The sequence below is a fragment of the Pseudovibrio sp. W74 genome, from assembly GCF_001623085.1.
Lineage (GTDB): Bacteria > Pseudomonadota > Alphaproteobacteria > Rhizobiales > Stappiaceae > Pseudovibrio.
The window spans coordinates 54,772-68,225 of sequence record NZ_LMCJ01000062.1 but is presented as its reverse complement, the minus strand read 5'-3'; the positions used below and the strand labels follow the sequence as shown (position 1 = coordinate 68,225).

The window sequence follows — 13,454 nt, the reverse complement described above, 5'->3', positions numbered from 1 at the left end:
AGACTTATTGTTGTTGTGGTAGGTCCTTCCGGTAATGATCGGCTGATCCGGGTCACCTTCCAAAAAGTCCACGACAACCTCATGGCCGATGCGGGGAATAGCAATATGTCCCCAGCCTGCCCCCGCCCAGTTGGAAGAAACGCGGATCCACCAGGAGGACGTGTCGTTCTTCTTACCGTGCCGATCCCATGGGAACCACACTTTCACCCGGCCATGTTCGTCACAATAGATTTCTTCACCTTCAGGTCCGGTGACATGAGCAATCTGGGGTCCGTCCACCAGCGGCTTTCTGATCAGCTTTGGCCGGTAGGGCAAACGTGCGGGCATCGCCTCAAAGCCTGCGCTGTAGGTGGTCGTCCCGCCGCCTGCTTCTTCACTTAGCGCCTGCGGTTGACTGCCCTGATGAGAAACACCCAGAAGGTGATACTTGATGTTGTAGTCTGGATTGGGATGATCGCTTAAAACCAGCAGATGACCGGGCATCATGTAGATGGAATTTGTGGACCCTTGCCCTGTGGTTGCATCCACCCGTGCAGCTTCCAGACGGTGGCGGGTAAATGCCTTGCCAACACCATCAGCCTTGTAGCGCCCCGGATACTCAAAAAGCTCATAATCATCTGCTGAGCCATTGTCTTCGGCCCGCTCCTGCCTGTGCTGGTGATTGTAAGGCGGATTTTTAAAAGAATAGTCACGCTGCATGGTGCTGGTGGAACGTAATCGCTCGGTCAGCGAAAACCTGCTGCAGAACGCTCCGCGCACGATGCCGCCAGATATGGCGTTGTAGGATAGCGGATTGCCATGCTCCAGCTCGGGCACAATCATTGGGTTGTCAATAAAATGCAACGTGTGCTGCCCGTTCTTTCCTGAGGTAAAATAAAACCAGATCCCTTCTTCAGCGGTGATGCGCTGAAGAAACGTCAGGACGCTTTCTCTGTACTGACAACAATACTCTCTGACTTCATGCGTCTCAGTCAGATGCCATATGACATCTTCAATGCGATGTTCCTTCAGCAGAATCTTCACAATGTCAGGCACGCTCTTCTTCTGGAAGATCCGGCAGTCTGTGCTCTGAGAAAGCCGGTGCACAGCGGGCTGCAAGGTGAGCTGGTAAGATGTTCGGTGATGACCACTGTCGCCTCGGGCGATCTGGGAGATCACTCCGGCAAAGTGTCGGAGCCCGAGGTACTTATGATGGACCGTCAGAGTTGCTGGTGTGTCGAGCAAAGCATGAAGGTCAATATGAGCATCCTGGCTGGCAAGTGTAACGTCGATGTTGGACAGCTCGTTGATCTGCTCACTGGCGGCAAAATGGCTCACCAACAGTCCGCCATCTGGCAAGGCTGGAGCATGGAAGGTAAAGATCAGATCCTGTTCCTGAAACAACTCAGGCAGGTGAACAATAGCATTCATATCAAACTCATCAGACTAATGGTTTGAAGCAATCGCAAAGTGCTAAAGGAATTTATAAATCAGTTAGTTATGTTTGCTGATTGCAAAGAATGAAAGTACATTCCAATTCCTGAAAACAAACTCAACCACCTCTTGCAGTTGCTTCAGATAATACTAAATTGCGCTTGCTGTTACACTAATAACGTTGCGTGAGACTGGGCATCCGTGCCGTTGGGTATGCTAGTTTGAACGCAACGCGATTTGATGACCTTCAGAAGGCGGTGGTTGAGTTTGCTAGACAGTTCGCAGATCGGAACGTCCCGCTCATTCTTCAATCGTTCGCATTTAATGTGGGTCGAGGCTTATGATTGCAGGCTGGTTGCAAACAATTTGGGCTCATTCGCAAGTAATGTGGGTTTAACACCTCAGATAAAGTCATTTAATTCGGGCTCAAAATCGGGCTCCGTTGCAACTTTGGATCATCGGCTGCATGATCCCTGTGTAGTGGGGGATTTGCAATGTCAGAGTTCAAGTATCGTCAGTTTCAGGGAGAGATCATTCTTTGGGCCGTGAGATGGTACTGTAAGTACGGCATCAGTTATCGAGACCTTGAGGAAATGCTGAAAGAGCGCGGCGTTGATGTTGACCACACCACCCTCTACAGATGGGTTCAGCACTACGCTCCGGAACTCGAAAAGCGGACCTTGTGGTATCAAAATCGGCTGTCGTTCTCTTGGCGTGTCGACGAAACATATGTGAAAGTTAAAGGTCAATGGAAATATCTGTTTCGCGCCATCGATAAGCGTGGTGATACGATTGATTTTCTGCTTACGGCCAGACGCGACAGTCAGGCGGCAAAGCGTTATGTTCCCTTGAGGATCAACACAGACAAGAACCCCGCCTATGGCCTGGCCTTGGCTGATCTTAAACGGGAAGGGAAAGCCCCCGATTACGTGAAGCTGCGACAGGTGAAGTATCTGAATAACCGGCTTGAAAGCGATCATGGCAAGCTCAAACGGCTGATTAAACCAACGCTCGGCTTCCAATCGATGCGAACAGCGACAGCGACCATCAAAGGCTTTGAAGTCATGCGTATGTTTAAGAAGGGTCAGTTTGACAGCTGGATCCGCTCTGTCGGAGGTGGGACCGAAGTTTCCTTCATCAACCGGCTCTTTGGAATTCACGCCTGAATTGCGCCTAGGGGAAGGCTATTTGTGTCTTCACCCAAAAGATGCAACAGAGCCGGTCAGGGTTGCTCAGTTTGCTAATGAGAATGCCATGAGTTAATTTTGCGGTGGGGTCTGTTTCGACTTCGATAAAAAACAAAAATGTGGAAAGTGGCAATTTTTTTGCGAATATTGACTATGATAGCCGATGTGCATGGAAGTCATTATTGACTTATGCGTGAAAAAAATTAATTTAAATGAGTGGGGAGGATTGATTTCTGGCTTCTCTTTAATTTGGAAAAGGCAATTATCATTTAGCTCAATAAATTTATGATTTAGAAATAGGTTCGCCCATATATGTGCCTTGATAAAAAACAATAATTTTTGACTGTATTTTCGAACCCGCAACAAATTTATGTTGAGGAGTTAAGAACAAGCGAAGTGTTGTCACCTTAATGCGTCCTATGATTTTTGTTCAGCATGCCTGGGTGCGCAAAGGAGTAACAAGTTATGAATATTGAAACACAAACAGAAAATGCGATTGGTGAATTTTTACAACAGCGCCTCGACCTAATAAAAGCTCACACAAACCAACGCGATATTGCTAAAAAATTGGGTTATCAACGCCCCAACATAATATCGATGTGGAAGCGTGGTGAAACCAAAGTGCCACTCGACAAAGTACCGGCACTGGCTGAGGCTTTAGGTGTGGATCCTGCCAAGTTGTTTCGCTTGGCAATGTTGCAGTATTGGCCTTCGGCTTCTGAGACGGTTAATAAAGTTTTCGGCGGAGTAGTTACTGAAGAAGAAAAAGAACTTCGGCGCATCATAGAAACGGAGCTTGGCGAGAATGGAGTTTCTAATCTTATAATAAATAATAAAGCAGAATTTAAAAAATTTCTTAAGAGCTTGTAAAGCAATAAACATCGAATTTCTCTGAACTACGACTATAATTGTGTATTTGATTTTATGGATAATAGATATGTATTAATTACATATCTAATAGTTGCAAATCCTCACTGTACAAAAGGCACGTTGTGTCCATCCGGGCAAATGTGCCTTTTTAATCGAATGAAATGTAAGTCAATATTGACTTATTTAGATTGGGAACTGGATATGTCTAAAATGATTGTTGAGTGTATCAACTTGGAACAAGCGATTGAAATAATAAATCATTCAAAAATTGTTGAAAAAATTACTCGTGAAACTATCGAAATTTTTCATCTTAGGCATCCCGAGAGAGGCTGTATATCTTTGACAATTACCCCTTTCGATTCATCTTCAATAACCTATTTAAATGAAAAATAATTAGCTTTAACAGATTGAAAGACATACATGTTTTTGCAGTTGCCTACTACCTCAAAGATGAGGTCAGTGTTGCCATTTCGCCTATAAGATGGGAAAAACAGATAAATTGCACAATAAATAGCTTAAATTATCTGCGGGTATGAGCACTCACTGAAAGCCTATAGCCGGTTTACTGAACTTTGCTCAGTAAACCGGCTTATTCAAGTATTGCAGTAATATCGATTAGCTTGAAACTCATTAAGACGATTATCTATTCATCGAAGTTACGAATTAAAGCAGAGGCCGAAATCTGGTTTTGATTAGAAAAATACGGCCAAAAGGCTCTTGCTCTACGTCAGATTGCCCAATTGGCTTTGCTACAAAAAGGCCGCTAGGCATTGTGCCTTAAGTTAATGCTGAGAAAGATCACGTCGATAATACAAAATGATATTTTGGGCTCTATCCATCCACTTTCCAACTTTTACTTTGTTTTGCTCTAATCTTTTGGCTTGTTGCAGGTCGAGGCAAAGCTTGTTACCGCACACTGTATAAGGTTCATCAATTAACTTCACTGGCGTTGGTAGCTCAGGGTGTACTGGTTGTAGTTGAACCTGTTCGACCTTTAACGTCGGTGAAGTTGGAAGCGTGCTCGAGCATCCGGTTAAGATCGCGGGCAGCGCGATTAATCCGATGAACTTCGTCATAGAAAGATTGATCCTGGGAATTAGTTTCAATATTAGTTTGGATTGCTTGCCAGCGCTTGTAATCATTTGAGTTGCGTTTTGACAGCACCCCTATTTCTTTAAGATTTTCAGTGTATTGGAACTGTAAAGAACTGATCGCTTTCTGCTGATAAGTAGTTTTTAATTTCTGTTGAGTTAGATTGGCGCGAGTTTTAATCAGATCTTTTTCTAAATTTCTCAAGTAGGTATAAGTGAAAATAATAAGAATTAGCGGAACTGCACTGATAACTACATATCCAATCCACTTCGGTATATTTAAAAATCTAAAGATTGTCATAGTTTTCTCGTTTTACTCTACCGGAATTCTCATTCATACGCTGATTGTTATTTTCCCATGCTGCACCAAATACGTAGCCGTTTATGATGGCGGTAGCTGCTCCAATGAAAGCTAAAAGTGCCTGCTCGTAGAGGGAGCCGACTTTGTTGCTCCATAAGATCCATGAAATTTGCATGGCACAGAAGATCAGCGCTGCAAACAGTAAGCGCCGCCTGATCTTCCAACTGCCATGTCTTGGCTCTGGGTTGGGAAGAGACATGTCTAAACCAGAAAGCTTTTGGCTCGCTTCGTCCAGCCATTTAGGAAGCGTTTTTGACTAGGATTTTTTGCTACAATTCGATGATAGAAGTTAATACGTTCTCGTACGACTTCTTCATTTACCCTTTTGAGCCCAATGTGCTTAGTTGCATCGTGAGCAGCTGAAGTGGTTTTGCAACCGTTGTATCCATCAGCTTTGAGTTGATATCCTAGGGCTACTAAAGCGTATTGCAATGTTTTAACTGCTCGGCGTCCACCAGCATTTACTGAGAGATCAAACAATTGCGGTTGCAGAAGGGCTGGAAGTTCCTCCAGGCCGAAGGCATAATAGAAATCGCGTTTATAAAGTTTGCGCGCAAGCTTCTGATCGACAAGCATTATATCATCGCGATCAATATCACCATCATGGTCAAGATCTAGTTCTGCTACGCCTTTTGCGTAACGTAGAGAGACACCATACTTAGTTGCACCGCCCTCGTCATACTTGTCGTCGACAAAGCCGCCTTCATGGCCAATTATTGTGTCTAGGATTTGCTCAACTGCAGTCATAATCAATCAATCCTGATTTACGAAAATAATTTGAAAACTTTTTGCCATAGGTCCGTTGCCCAAGAGAGCAAAGCTCCCAATCCTAAGATGACCATGTAACCGCCTTTGGCTCGGTTCAGCATCGCACCATTGTTATCTACGTGCTTCTTCAAGGTAATTATTTCTTGTTTTAACTCATCAAACTGCTCGTCTCGCCGCATTAATTGTTGAGACATTTCTTTACTGAGAACATGCAGTCGCTCAATGGTCACCGCCATTTGAACCTTCAAATCCTCGTCTGTCGGACCGGGCATCCATAGTTTCCTGTTCGAGTGTATACGCCGCGATCTTGAGGCATAGTAAGTCAAAGTTGACCTATTATATCATATCTAGATACCTATAGAAGATGACTTGCTAAATTTATCAGCGTTTGTTGTTTCGCGCTAAAACAGATTCAATGGAGCCATATTCCTCCCAAAGCGTGTCGATATCGCAAAGCTCCCGCAACCCGATGGCAAAGCGTGGCTCTGGGGTGTACACGGTGTGCCAGAGAGGGGTCTTCTTTAAAACGGGAAATGTGCGGATGTTCCACCCAGCTTTATCGCGGGATTCGACCACCTCTTTGGTGAATGGATCGATATAGCGGAAGATGCCGCCGCCGCGAGCGGAGAAGTTGATATAGCGATTAATTCCGGGTTGATCGGAATTGGTATGCCATAGCATTATGCTGCCAGCTGGGTAGAATAGGCCATTGACACCTAAATAACTGTCCTCCCACCCATCACCAATTAACGCTTCTCCCAGCTTTTCAAAGGCACCATCCGCCCGCATCTCCTCTGAGAATTGAATTGCTTTTCGTCCATGAACAAAGCCTTTGTACCTTTCTTCGCTGGTTTCTGATGGTAATGGCTGAGCGTTGAACTCTTCTAGTGTTTCCTTCGGAGGGCAATAGCCTTTAACCCTCGAAATATAGTTTTTGACGTATGGTTTCACTATATCGATGACGTCTTGGTCGACATCTTCTAGAGTTATTAGAGACATCTGTACCTCAGTGATTGGTTTCTCTAAATGCAAAGCAAAACCGTGGCGCTGCGGTGTAAACGGTATGCCATGTAGTGTATTGAGGGTGAAAGTAAGTCTTTTTGGCCGACCATCCTGCACTTTCCGTAATGTCGATTTGCTCCTTAGTTATTGGATCAATGTAACGAAAAACGGTCCCTCCTTTGGGAGAGAAGGCGTAGTGGTCAGCAACTCCTGGGACATTGTTATTGTGGTGCCATCCCATTATCGAACCCGACGGATAATAGAGAGCATTAACGCAATCGATGTAGTTTCCAATTTTGAGTACTTTTTCAGTCGCACCTGTTTTATTGAATTCTTCTACCATGCTCACAGCGGCTTCGCCCCAGGTAGCGCCATTAAAAACATCTTCCGTAGGAACTGCTTGGGCGTTGAATTCCTCAATTGGAAAAGGTGCGGGGGCGTATCCCAGCATACGAGGAATGTAAGATTTCACGACTTCTGATAGTATTGAAACGATCTCCGGATTTGGGGCAAAAACGCCCAAGTTCAACGTTTGAGGATCAATAAAATCAGAATGATCTAGTTTGATTGCTTCCATGAATTTGCCTCCCTAACTGCCCAAGACAATCTGGTTGAGTTTGACCAGACGCAGTGCCAAAGCGTTTGATTATTTTTTTGAAACCAAAGTCTGCGAACGCTCCATCCAGCAGGCTCTATATCGTCAATGATCTTACCTGTGTTGGGGTCTTTAAATCTCACAATGGAACCTTCTTGAGGAGCGAACGAGTAGAATACAAATGACCCCGGTAGGTTGTTGTTATGATGCCAGTCCATAATGCTACGCGGAGGCATGTAGGCTAAGTTCGCGCACTGTCCGCCCATATAGGCCTCTAAAGCAGCGCGCTCTTTAAGCCTCAGAGCTCCGTCACTCGAAAACTGAACTAAAGAACTAGGGGGATATACAGAGCCATAATCTTTGCCGATTTCCGTTGTCGGAACTTCTAGTTGATTGAAGTCGTGCAAAGTGTATTTGGACTTCACATGGTAGTGCTTTAAAGACGCGTAAATAGACTTAAATATCGTAGAGCAAAGGTTGACTACTTCTTGATCTGTTTCTAATTTTTCGAAATACATTCATATCAACCCATCATCTATGTAATCCAAAGGGTGCGCCAGCTGATAAACTCACAACAAGGACATTGCCTCATCGAGCAGGGCGTCATCTGGAGAGACTTCGACTAGATACTTTTTGGGCGGCATTACTAACGTAGAGGCGCCTGACCAGCTGGCCCCGTGTGCCTGTGCTGTTGCTGACTTAATTTTGATGTTTTTGACGACATGCTTTGCGAGGGCTAAGGCGATCTCTGGTAGATGTTTTGCAGCAATCTCTGCTGGTTGTCCTTCCGAATCCATAAGAGTGACCAGCTCATCACCCTCGATCACACCTGCCGAGACTGCAGAAGCATAAAGCTGAATTGCTTCTCTGTTCGCAGGTGATGAGTTCCAGTTTCGATTGGCTGCGCCGAAGCCTGATGCCAATTGTCGCTCAAGAACTTTATCTAATGTGTAGTGATCTTCGCTTGGAACTGTGAGCCGTTCAACATTAAGATCTGCTAGCTGCTTATTGTCCAATGCATGAAGATTATAGAAGAAGAACCCCTTTAGATAAGTTGGGCAATTATCTGCGGTTAGTACAGCTACATCGCCTTCTTCTTTGGTGAAATGATATTCAAATGCCATGATTTTAATTTACCTATAAATGAAAGTGTTATGAGTACACATAGTAAGACCAGTCTAAGGTTACTGATGGAGTATTGGCTCCATTACCTACGTCCACGGTCATTGTTTGCCCAACAACTGGCGCGCCACTTGTTCCGATTGACCGAGTAAGAACGCATTTTCCGCCGTATCCACCAGGGCCGTCTTGCCTGTGTCTATCTGTATCGCCTGCTTTGCCGCCACCTGTTATGTTTTGGTCGCCGCCTGAGGCTGTTCCTGCGGAGCCTCGTATCCCCGGTCCGTAGGTTACGTAATTGTAATAATAATCTCCCTCATCTGTCTGACGGTATCCGGAATGGTAAGATGGTGTCCCTAACCGTCCTCGACCACCTGCATTTGCTATAAGATCTTTCGCGAGACCACCGCCTGTTACGATAGCACGAGTAGCATTCCAACCCTCATCTCGGTCAGGTCCACCTGCGCCAAGTAGAGTGATCGCTACGCTTTCGTATTCTGGTACAATGATTGTGGTATCAGACGTGTAGACTGTCGTCCTAGTTTGTAGAGTGCGAAACTTTCCGTAGAAATCACTAAGAGATATTGCACCGGAAAGTTTGCCCGCCAGCAGTCTGACTTCTGGGTCATTTAAAGATATAGCACCCGAAATGCCTAACTCTTGCCGAATGTCATCTAGCGAAATAGGCCCGGAAGTTTGTAATGCCATGATATTGGTGATCCCCTAATCATTTGATCATAATGTTTCGAAAGCAAGTTGAAGTTCGCGGTTGACCTAAAAGTCTCCGGTGACAACTGAGTTCTCTGAATTTGCCTTGATATTGAAGTCATTAGGCGAGACGTGGTTTTAACTTGGACCAAGGATTATTGTATTCAAAATTGAATTTGGTCTCATTTTTGATTAGTGCTTTGTGAGCTGTAAGTTACGTCAATAAATCAAGAATATTGCGCCACCAACACCTCCGGAGCCGTAGTATGTGCCACTCTTGAAGTATCGGCCATTGCCAGTACCTCCGCCGCCACACTTGTATAAGTTTTGCTGGGAAGCGAGGATCCAAGCATTAGAGTTGCTACCTTTATGCAGTTGAGATTTTGAAAGTTCCGTTTGAACAACTGACAGAATGCCATCTGCAATCTTAAGGCCGAGGTTGTCTTCACCGATGGCTGAGAGTTTTGATCCGCCCAAAACGGAGCCATTCGCGCCGTTCGCTGTGTAATTGCCTTCTCGATAGCCGCAGACGCCCCACCCACCTTGGCTTGAAACGTAATCGAACGTGCTTGTACCTGCCCAGCCTCCACGACCGTTGCGGTTGTCACCATTTCGACCAGAACCGACTGTGACCGTTATTTCTTGCCCGGGTGTTACGTTTACCGTCCCGTAAGCTCTTGCCCCTGAGCCGCCGTTTCCTGGTTTTGTGCTGGACGAGGTTGATCCTCCAGCCCCACCGCCACCGCCTACTACAATTGCAAGGATCTCGGTAACATCATCTGGAACAATGAATGAACCTGAAGCATAGAAAATTTTTAGGTTCTTTGCAGCGGCTCGCTTACCATAAAAGTCACTTAGGGATATTGCTCCGGAAGATTTATCTGCTAGTTGCCTGACCTCTAAGTTATTTAACGAAATTTCTCCGGAGATGCTTAGTTCTTGTCGGATGTCATCTAGCGAGATAGGCCCAGAAGTTTGTAATGCCATGATATTGCTCATCCCCTGATCGATTGATCATAATCTACTTCTCTGACAGTAAGCTTTTGCTAATGCATAGAGGTGGAGGCGCTTGTCGGTAGAGGCGTTATGCGCCTCGCAATTCCTTGAGCTCCTGGCGCAACTCATTGAGTTCGCCTACGACATCTTTGAAGGCTTCAATGAAAACACCTGCCATATTGCCGTAGGCAACTTTCAGGAGGTCATTTTCACCTTTTGAAACCACTTCAGGAAGAACAGGTTGCAGTTCTTGGGCGATGACGCCAGTGCCACGTTTGCCGTCTTTGTCGTACATAACACCACGCATTTTTGAGACTAAGTCTAACGCATTGCTGATGGTTTTGATGTTATCTTTAGTTGAGACATCAGAGAGTGCAGAAACATCGCCTGTTACTTCGAGATCACCTTGCAGATAGTTTTTTGTAGTCTCAGTTGCATAAATGCCGTATCTCTCACCAGGGCCCCAATCTCCATCATAATTGATGTGTAGGGCGCGCTTGTTGGTAATCGTTTGCGCGTCACGGTCCATGAATATTTGCAAGCCGAAAGCATTAGTGATCGAACCACTGCCGCTGTCTGGATTAAAATGAATACGATGTCCATAGGCATCTGTGATCTCATCATCGCCGTCAATATTGACGTGTGTGTACGTCCCCGCAAGCTCTCGGATAGAGCCAGAAGACCCGCCACCCCAAGTGCTGGCGTGGTTAAAAGCGCCACGCATATATTGAACATGACCAATACTTCGCTTGACGGCGATATTCTCGCTGCCATAGACAGTGTAAAAATCACCCAAACTGTCATGATGGGCAATGCTTCTAAAAACTCCTCCTCGCATGTATAAACGTGTGCCGTCAGTCGCATTAGCGTTAGCTGGGGCATTTATAATATTTTCGACATCAATAGCATTGTGGTTTCTGTTGGCTGTCAAATTAGTGATAATAGGATACTTGTGATCCACTTGAATAGGGTAGGCATTCTGGTTGGTGTTATACCTCGCTCCAGTATTACTATAGAGATCTTTCTCCAGAGTGAGACGTTCTTTTAAAGTGTTCCCAGCTGCTAAACGGGCGTACTGAGTATCTCCCCAGGTTGTGTCAAAACTAAATTCAATCGGTGTTAAGCCGGCGATATTCTCTTCAGTAGCACTAATGTTAATACCAGTACCGCTTTTGATATTGGAAGTATCTAGAACAGTATAAGTACCATCGCCACTTGCTTGGCCAACTTCCTGACTGCGAAAAATAATTAAGCCGCGGGAGCTATCGAAAGCTACTTCTCCATCTCTCGCAAGATCAGTGGGCTCTAGATTGTCAAAGACAACAGCACGAAGGCGTAAATCGCCGAAATCCTTTTCGCCATTAGCTAGATCAACGCTGTAAAGTTCTTTGTCATTGTTGCCATCGAACATCTTGACCGCCACCTTATCGGTATTGATCTGATTTAGCCAAACACCAAACCGTTCTAAGTACTCTGGTCGGGCGGCTCCTAAGTGATCATTGAGTAGCGCTTGCAGGCTGTCATCAATTTGTGCGGTGACAGCTGCTGGGGATTTAGGTCCTTGTAATGGTGCCCCGAATTTGGTCGCTTGCGACATATCTAGAATTCCAATTTGGCAATATAAAGTAAGTCATATTTGACTTACTTTATATTGCGGATTTAATCAATGCAATTGCGGTGTTAATCTGATGTGCTCATATTAGTTGCAATTAAGCACCTGGATATAGAAGTGTCAGATAGATAATATTAGCTTCTAAGCTGCTCCAAATCACGACGCAACTCAGTAACTTGACCAGCAAGATCTTTACATGCTTCGATAAGAACCCCGGCAAGGTTACCATATGCAACTGAAAGCATTCCGTTTTCGCCTTCTGATACAACTTCAGGCATTACCTTTTGTAGCTCCTGGGCGATCACGCCAGAGCATCGCTTGTCGTCTTTCGTAAAGTTCACGCCTCTCATTCCCATAACAAGCTTCAATGCGTCTGGAATGGTTTCGATATCTGTCTTCGTGCGGACGTCAGACAAAGCGGTTACATCACCGGTGACTTCAAGCTTACCGGTCAAGTAGTGTTTCGTACAATCACCTGCATAGATACCGTATCTTTCCCCTTCCCCCCAATCACCGTCGAACTCAATATCTAGTGCCACTTTGTTGGTGATGGTTTGGGCGTCCCGGTCCATATAAATCTGTAGACCATAAGCGTTTTCTGTATGTCCTGTACCAGAATCGGGATTAAAATGAATGCGGTGACCGAATGCAGTGGTGACAGTATCGTCTCCATCCAGGTTGACGTAGGTATAGGTGCCTGAGACTTGTGCTACAGTACCCGAGGATAAGCCCGCTACAGTGCTTGCTTCGTGATAAGCACCCCGAAGATAACGCAAGTCTTGTGTAGAGCGCTTATGGCTCTTGATGTTGGCTCCGCAAAAAACATACCCCTCACCTAAGCTTCCCTCACTCATCGTAGAGTTGAGTAGTCCACCATAGGCGGATAGCCTTGTACCTGAGGCTCCGGAAGCATTTTCAGGTGTGTTTATATGGGAACTACTGTTGAGCCCAACGTGGGTTCGGTTGGCCGTCAGGTTAATAATATGCGGTTCTTTGTGGTCGATCTGCGCTGCGTAGACGCTCTCGTTTGTATGTGTCTTAAGTGCTGGATTTAATTGAATCGCACCAGCGCGCAACAAACTGTTGCCTGTTGATTTATACGTGCCATCCGAGACGAAATTCCATGATCCACCGTAAGTACTATCATTGTCATCATGCCAGATATGATCAATGTTTGTGCCACTACGATCCGCAAAAGGTCCATCAGCATCATTAAAGACAACTGCATTGTTTCCAGTGTAGATTGTGTTTTTGAACTCGACTGCTTTGTTGAAGGTTTGCAGAGCAGACCATGTGTTATCTAGGTCTCTGCGACCAAATTTTGAGCCGTCTACACCGTCCAGCTTCTCTGCATCTAATACCTTGGTCTTGAGAGCGGGGATAGTAACATCACCATTACTCGTGTTCACGTTTAACAACTCAACATCGTTGTTGCCGTTGAACATCTTTAGTTTCGCATTGTTGACATCGACTTGCTGTGTCCATACCCCGAATTTTTCGAGATACTCTGGTCTTGTTGACCCTAGATGCCCAGTCAACAGTGCATTCAAGCTATCATCTATCTGAGCTGTAACTGCGGCAGGGGCTTTCGGGCCCTCTAATGGAGCGCCAAACTTTGTTGCTTGTGACATAGTTACAATTATTCTCCGCTTAACATTACTTCTGCAGAAATTGAATTCATCTAAGAACAGAAAGGTTACATCGCAAAACTTGGAAGATTGCGATTTTCAGA

14 protein-coding genes are annotated in these 13,454 nt (G+C 45.3%); 3 read left to right on the top strand and 11 right to left on the bottom strand.

Annotated features, from left to right (window positions below):
* Positions 1-1,410 (bottom strand): type VI secretion system tip protein TssI/VgrG (tssI, locus tag PsW74_RS26975; RefSeq protein ID WP_208988180.1); only part of this gene is annotated, 1,410 nt, incomplete at its 3' end.
* Positions 1,411-1,907: 497 nt separating this feature from the next.
* Between tssI and PsW74_RS26970 the strand changes: the two genes are divergently transcribed.
* The 3 genes from PsW74_RS26970 to PsW74_RS28775 all read left to right on the top strand — a co-directional run bounded on the left by PsW74_RS26970 (position 1,908) and on the right by PsW74_RS28775 (position 3,863).
* Positions 1,908-2,579, top strand: a complete 672-nt coding sequence (locus tag PsW74_RS26970; RefSeq protein WP_063287002.1) for an IS6 family transposase — start codon at positions 1,908-1,910, stop codon at positions 2,577-2,579.
* 486 nt (positions 2,580-3,065) lie between these two features.
* Positions 3,066-3,470: a helix-turn-helix transcriptional regulator gene (locus PsW74_RS26965; RefSeq protein ID WP_063287003.1), complete on the top strand. Its 405-nt coding sequence runs from the start codon at positions 3,066-3,068 to the stop codon at positions 3,468-3,470.
* Between the two features lie 201 nt (positions 3,471-3,671).
* Complete coding sequence (locus tag PsW74_RS28775) at positions 3,672-3,863, top strand: hypothetical protein (RefSeq protein ID WP_153041663.1); 192 nt, start codon at positions 3,672-3,674, stop codon at positions 3,861-3,863.
* A gap of 564 nt (positions 3,864-4,427) precedes the next feature.
* On the opposite strand, the gene PsW74_RS26960 is transcribed toward PsW74_RS28775, so the two are convergent.
* The 10 genes from PsW74_RS26960 to PsW74_RS26910 form a co-directional block, all read right to left on the bottom strand.
* The gene (locus PsW74_RS26960) at positions 4,428-4,862 is read right to left on the bottom strand and encodes a hypothetical protein (RefSeq protein ID WP_063287004.1); all 435 of its coding nucleotides are present in this window, start codon (positions 4,860-4,862) and stop codon (positions 4,428-4,430) included.
* Positions 4,849-5,121 (bottom strand): hypothetical protein, encoded by a 273-nt coding sequence (locus PsW74_RS26955; protein ID WP_063287005.1) that lies wholly within the window; start codon positions 5,119-5,121, stop codon positions 4,849-4,851. The genes PsW74_RS26960 and PsW74_RS26955 overlap by 14 nt, the downstream gene beginning before the upstream one ends.
* 2 nt (positions 5,122-5,123) lie before the next feature.
* A complete protein-coding gene (locus PsW74_RS26950; protein ID WP_063287006.1) occupies positions 5,124-5,669 on the bottom strand; it encodes a glycosyl hydrolase 108 family protein in 546 nt (181 codons plus the stop codon).
* A gap of 17 nt (positions 5,670-5,686) precedes the next feature.
* On the bottom strand, positions 5,687-5,962 hold the full coding sequence (locus PsW74_RS26945) for a hypothetical protein (protein ID WP_063287007.1): 276 nt from the start codon (positions 5,960-5,962) through the stop codon (positions 5,687-5,689).
* Positions 5,963-6,071: 109 nt separating this feature from the next.
* Positions 6,072-6,689, bottom strand: a complete 618-nt coding sequence (locus tag PsW74_RS26940) for a hypothetical protein (protein WP_063287008.1) — start codon at positions 6,687-6,689, stop codon at positions 6,072-6,074.
* Between the two features lie 7 nt (positions 6,690-6,696).
* Positions 6,697-7,269 carry a hypothetical protein gene (locus tag PsW74_RS26935; RefSeq protein ID WP_063287009.1) on the bottom strand — a complete coding sequence of 191 codons (573 nt, stop codon included), beginning with the start codon at positions 7,267-7,269 and terminating at the stop codon, positions 6,697-6,699.
* A gap of 587 nt (positions 7,270-7,856) precedes the next feature.
* On the bottom strand, positions 7,857-8,411 hold the full coding sequence (locus PsW74_RS26925) for a hypothetical protein (RefSeq protein ID WP_063287011.1): 555 nt from the start codon (positions 8,409-8,411) through the stop codon (positions 7,857-7,859).
* Between the two features lie 922 nt (positions 8,412-9,333).
* The gene (locus PsW74_RS26920) at positions 9,334-10,101 is read right to left on the bottom strand and encodes a glycine-rich domain-containing protein (protein ID WP_153041664.1); all 768 of its coding nucleotides are present in this window, start codon (positions 10,099-10,101) and stop codon (positions 9,334-9,336) included.
* A 97-nt stretch (positions 10,102-10,198) separates the two neighbouring features.
* Complete coding sequence (locus PsW74_RS26915; RefSeq protein WP_063287013.1) at positions 10,199-11,707, bottom strand: tail fiber domain-containing protein; 1,509 nt, start codon at positions 11,705-11,707, stop codon at positions 10,199-10,201.
* Positions 11,708-11,856: 149 nt separating this feature from the next.
* Positions 11,857-13,353 carry a tail fiber domain-containing protein gene (locus PsW74_RS26910; protein ID WP_063287014.1) on the bottom strand — a complete coding sequence of 499 codons (1,497 nt, stop codon included), beginning with the start codon at positions 13,351-13,353 and terminating at the stop codon, positions 11,857-11,859.
* Positions 13,354-13,454: the final 101 nt, after the last annotated feature.

What these genes read in the sequence shown, in the direction of transcription:
- PsW74_RS26970 (WP_063287002.1), top strand. Translation starts at nt 1,908, where the DNA reads ATGTCAGAGTTCAAGTATCGTCAGTTTCAGGGAGAGATCATTCTTTGG.
- PsW74_RS26965 (WP_063287003.1), top strand. Translation starts at nt 3,066, where the DNA reads ATGAATATTGAAACACAAACAGAAAATGCGATTGGTGAATTTTTACAA.
- PsW74_RS28775 (WP_153041663.1), top strand. Translation starts at nt 3,672, where the DNA reads ATGTCTAAAATGATTGTTGAGTGTATCAACTTGGAACAAGCGATTGAA.
- PsW74_RS26960 (WP_063287004.1), bottom strand. Translation starts at nt 4,862, where the DNA reads ATGACAATCTTTAGATTTTTAAATATACCGAAGTGGATTGGATATGTA.
- PsW74_RS26955 (WP_063287005.1), bottom strand. Translation starts at nt 5,121, where the DNA reads ATGTCTCTTCCCAACCCAGAGCCAAGACATGGCAGTTGGAAGATCAGG.
- PsW74_RS26950 (WP_063287006.1), bottom strand. Translation starts at nt 5,669, where the DNA reads ATGACTGCAGTTGAGCAAATCCTAGACACAATAATTGGCCATGAAGGC.
- PsW74_RS26945 (WP_063287007.1), bottom strand. Translation starts at nt 5,962, where the DNA reads ATGCCCGGTCCGACAGACGAGGATTTGAAGGTTCAAATGGCGGTGACC.
- PsW74_RS26940 (WP_063287008.1), bottom strand. Translation starts at nt 6,689, where the DNA reads ATGTCTCTAATAACTCTAGAAGATGTCGACCAAGACGTCATCGATATA.
- PsW74_RS26935 (WP_063287009.1), bottom strand. Translation starts at nt 7,269, where the DNA reads ATGGAAGCAATCAAACTAGATCATTCTGATTTTATTGATCCTCAAACG.
- PsW74_RS26925 (WP_063287011.1), bottom strand. Translation starts at nt 8,411, where the DNA reads ATGGCATTTGAATATCATTTCACCAAAGAAGAAGGCGATGTAGCTGTA.
- PsW74_RS26920 (WP_153041664.1), bottom strand. Translation starts at nt 10,101, where the DNA reads ATGGCATTACAAACTTCTGGGCCTATCTCGCTAGATGACATCCGACAA.
- PsW74_RS26915 (WP_063287013.1), bottom strand. Translation starts at nt 11,707, where the DNA reads ATGTCGCAAGCGACCAAATTCGGGGCACCATTACAAGGACCTAAATCC.
- PsW74_RS26910 (WP_063287014.1), bottom strand. Translation starts at nt 13,353, where the DNA reads ATGTCACAAGCAACAAAGTTTGGCGCTCCATTAGAGGGCCCGAAAGCC.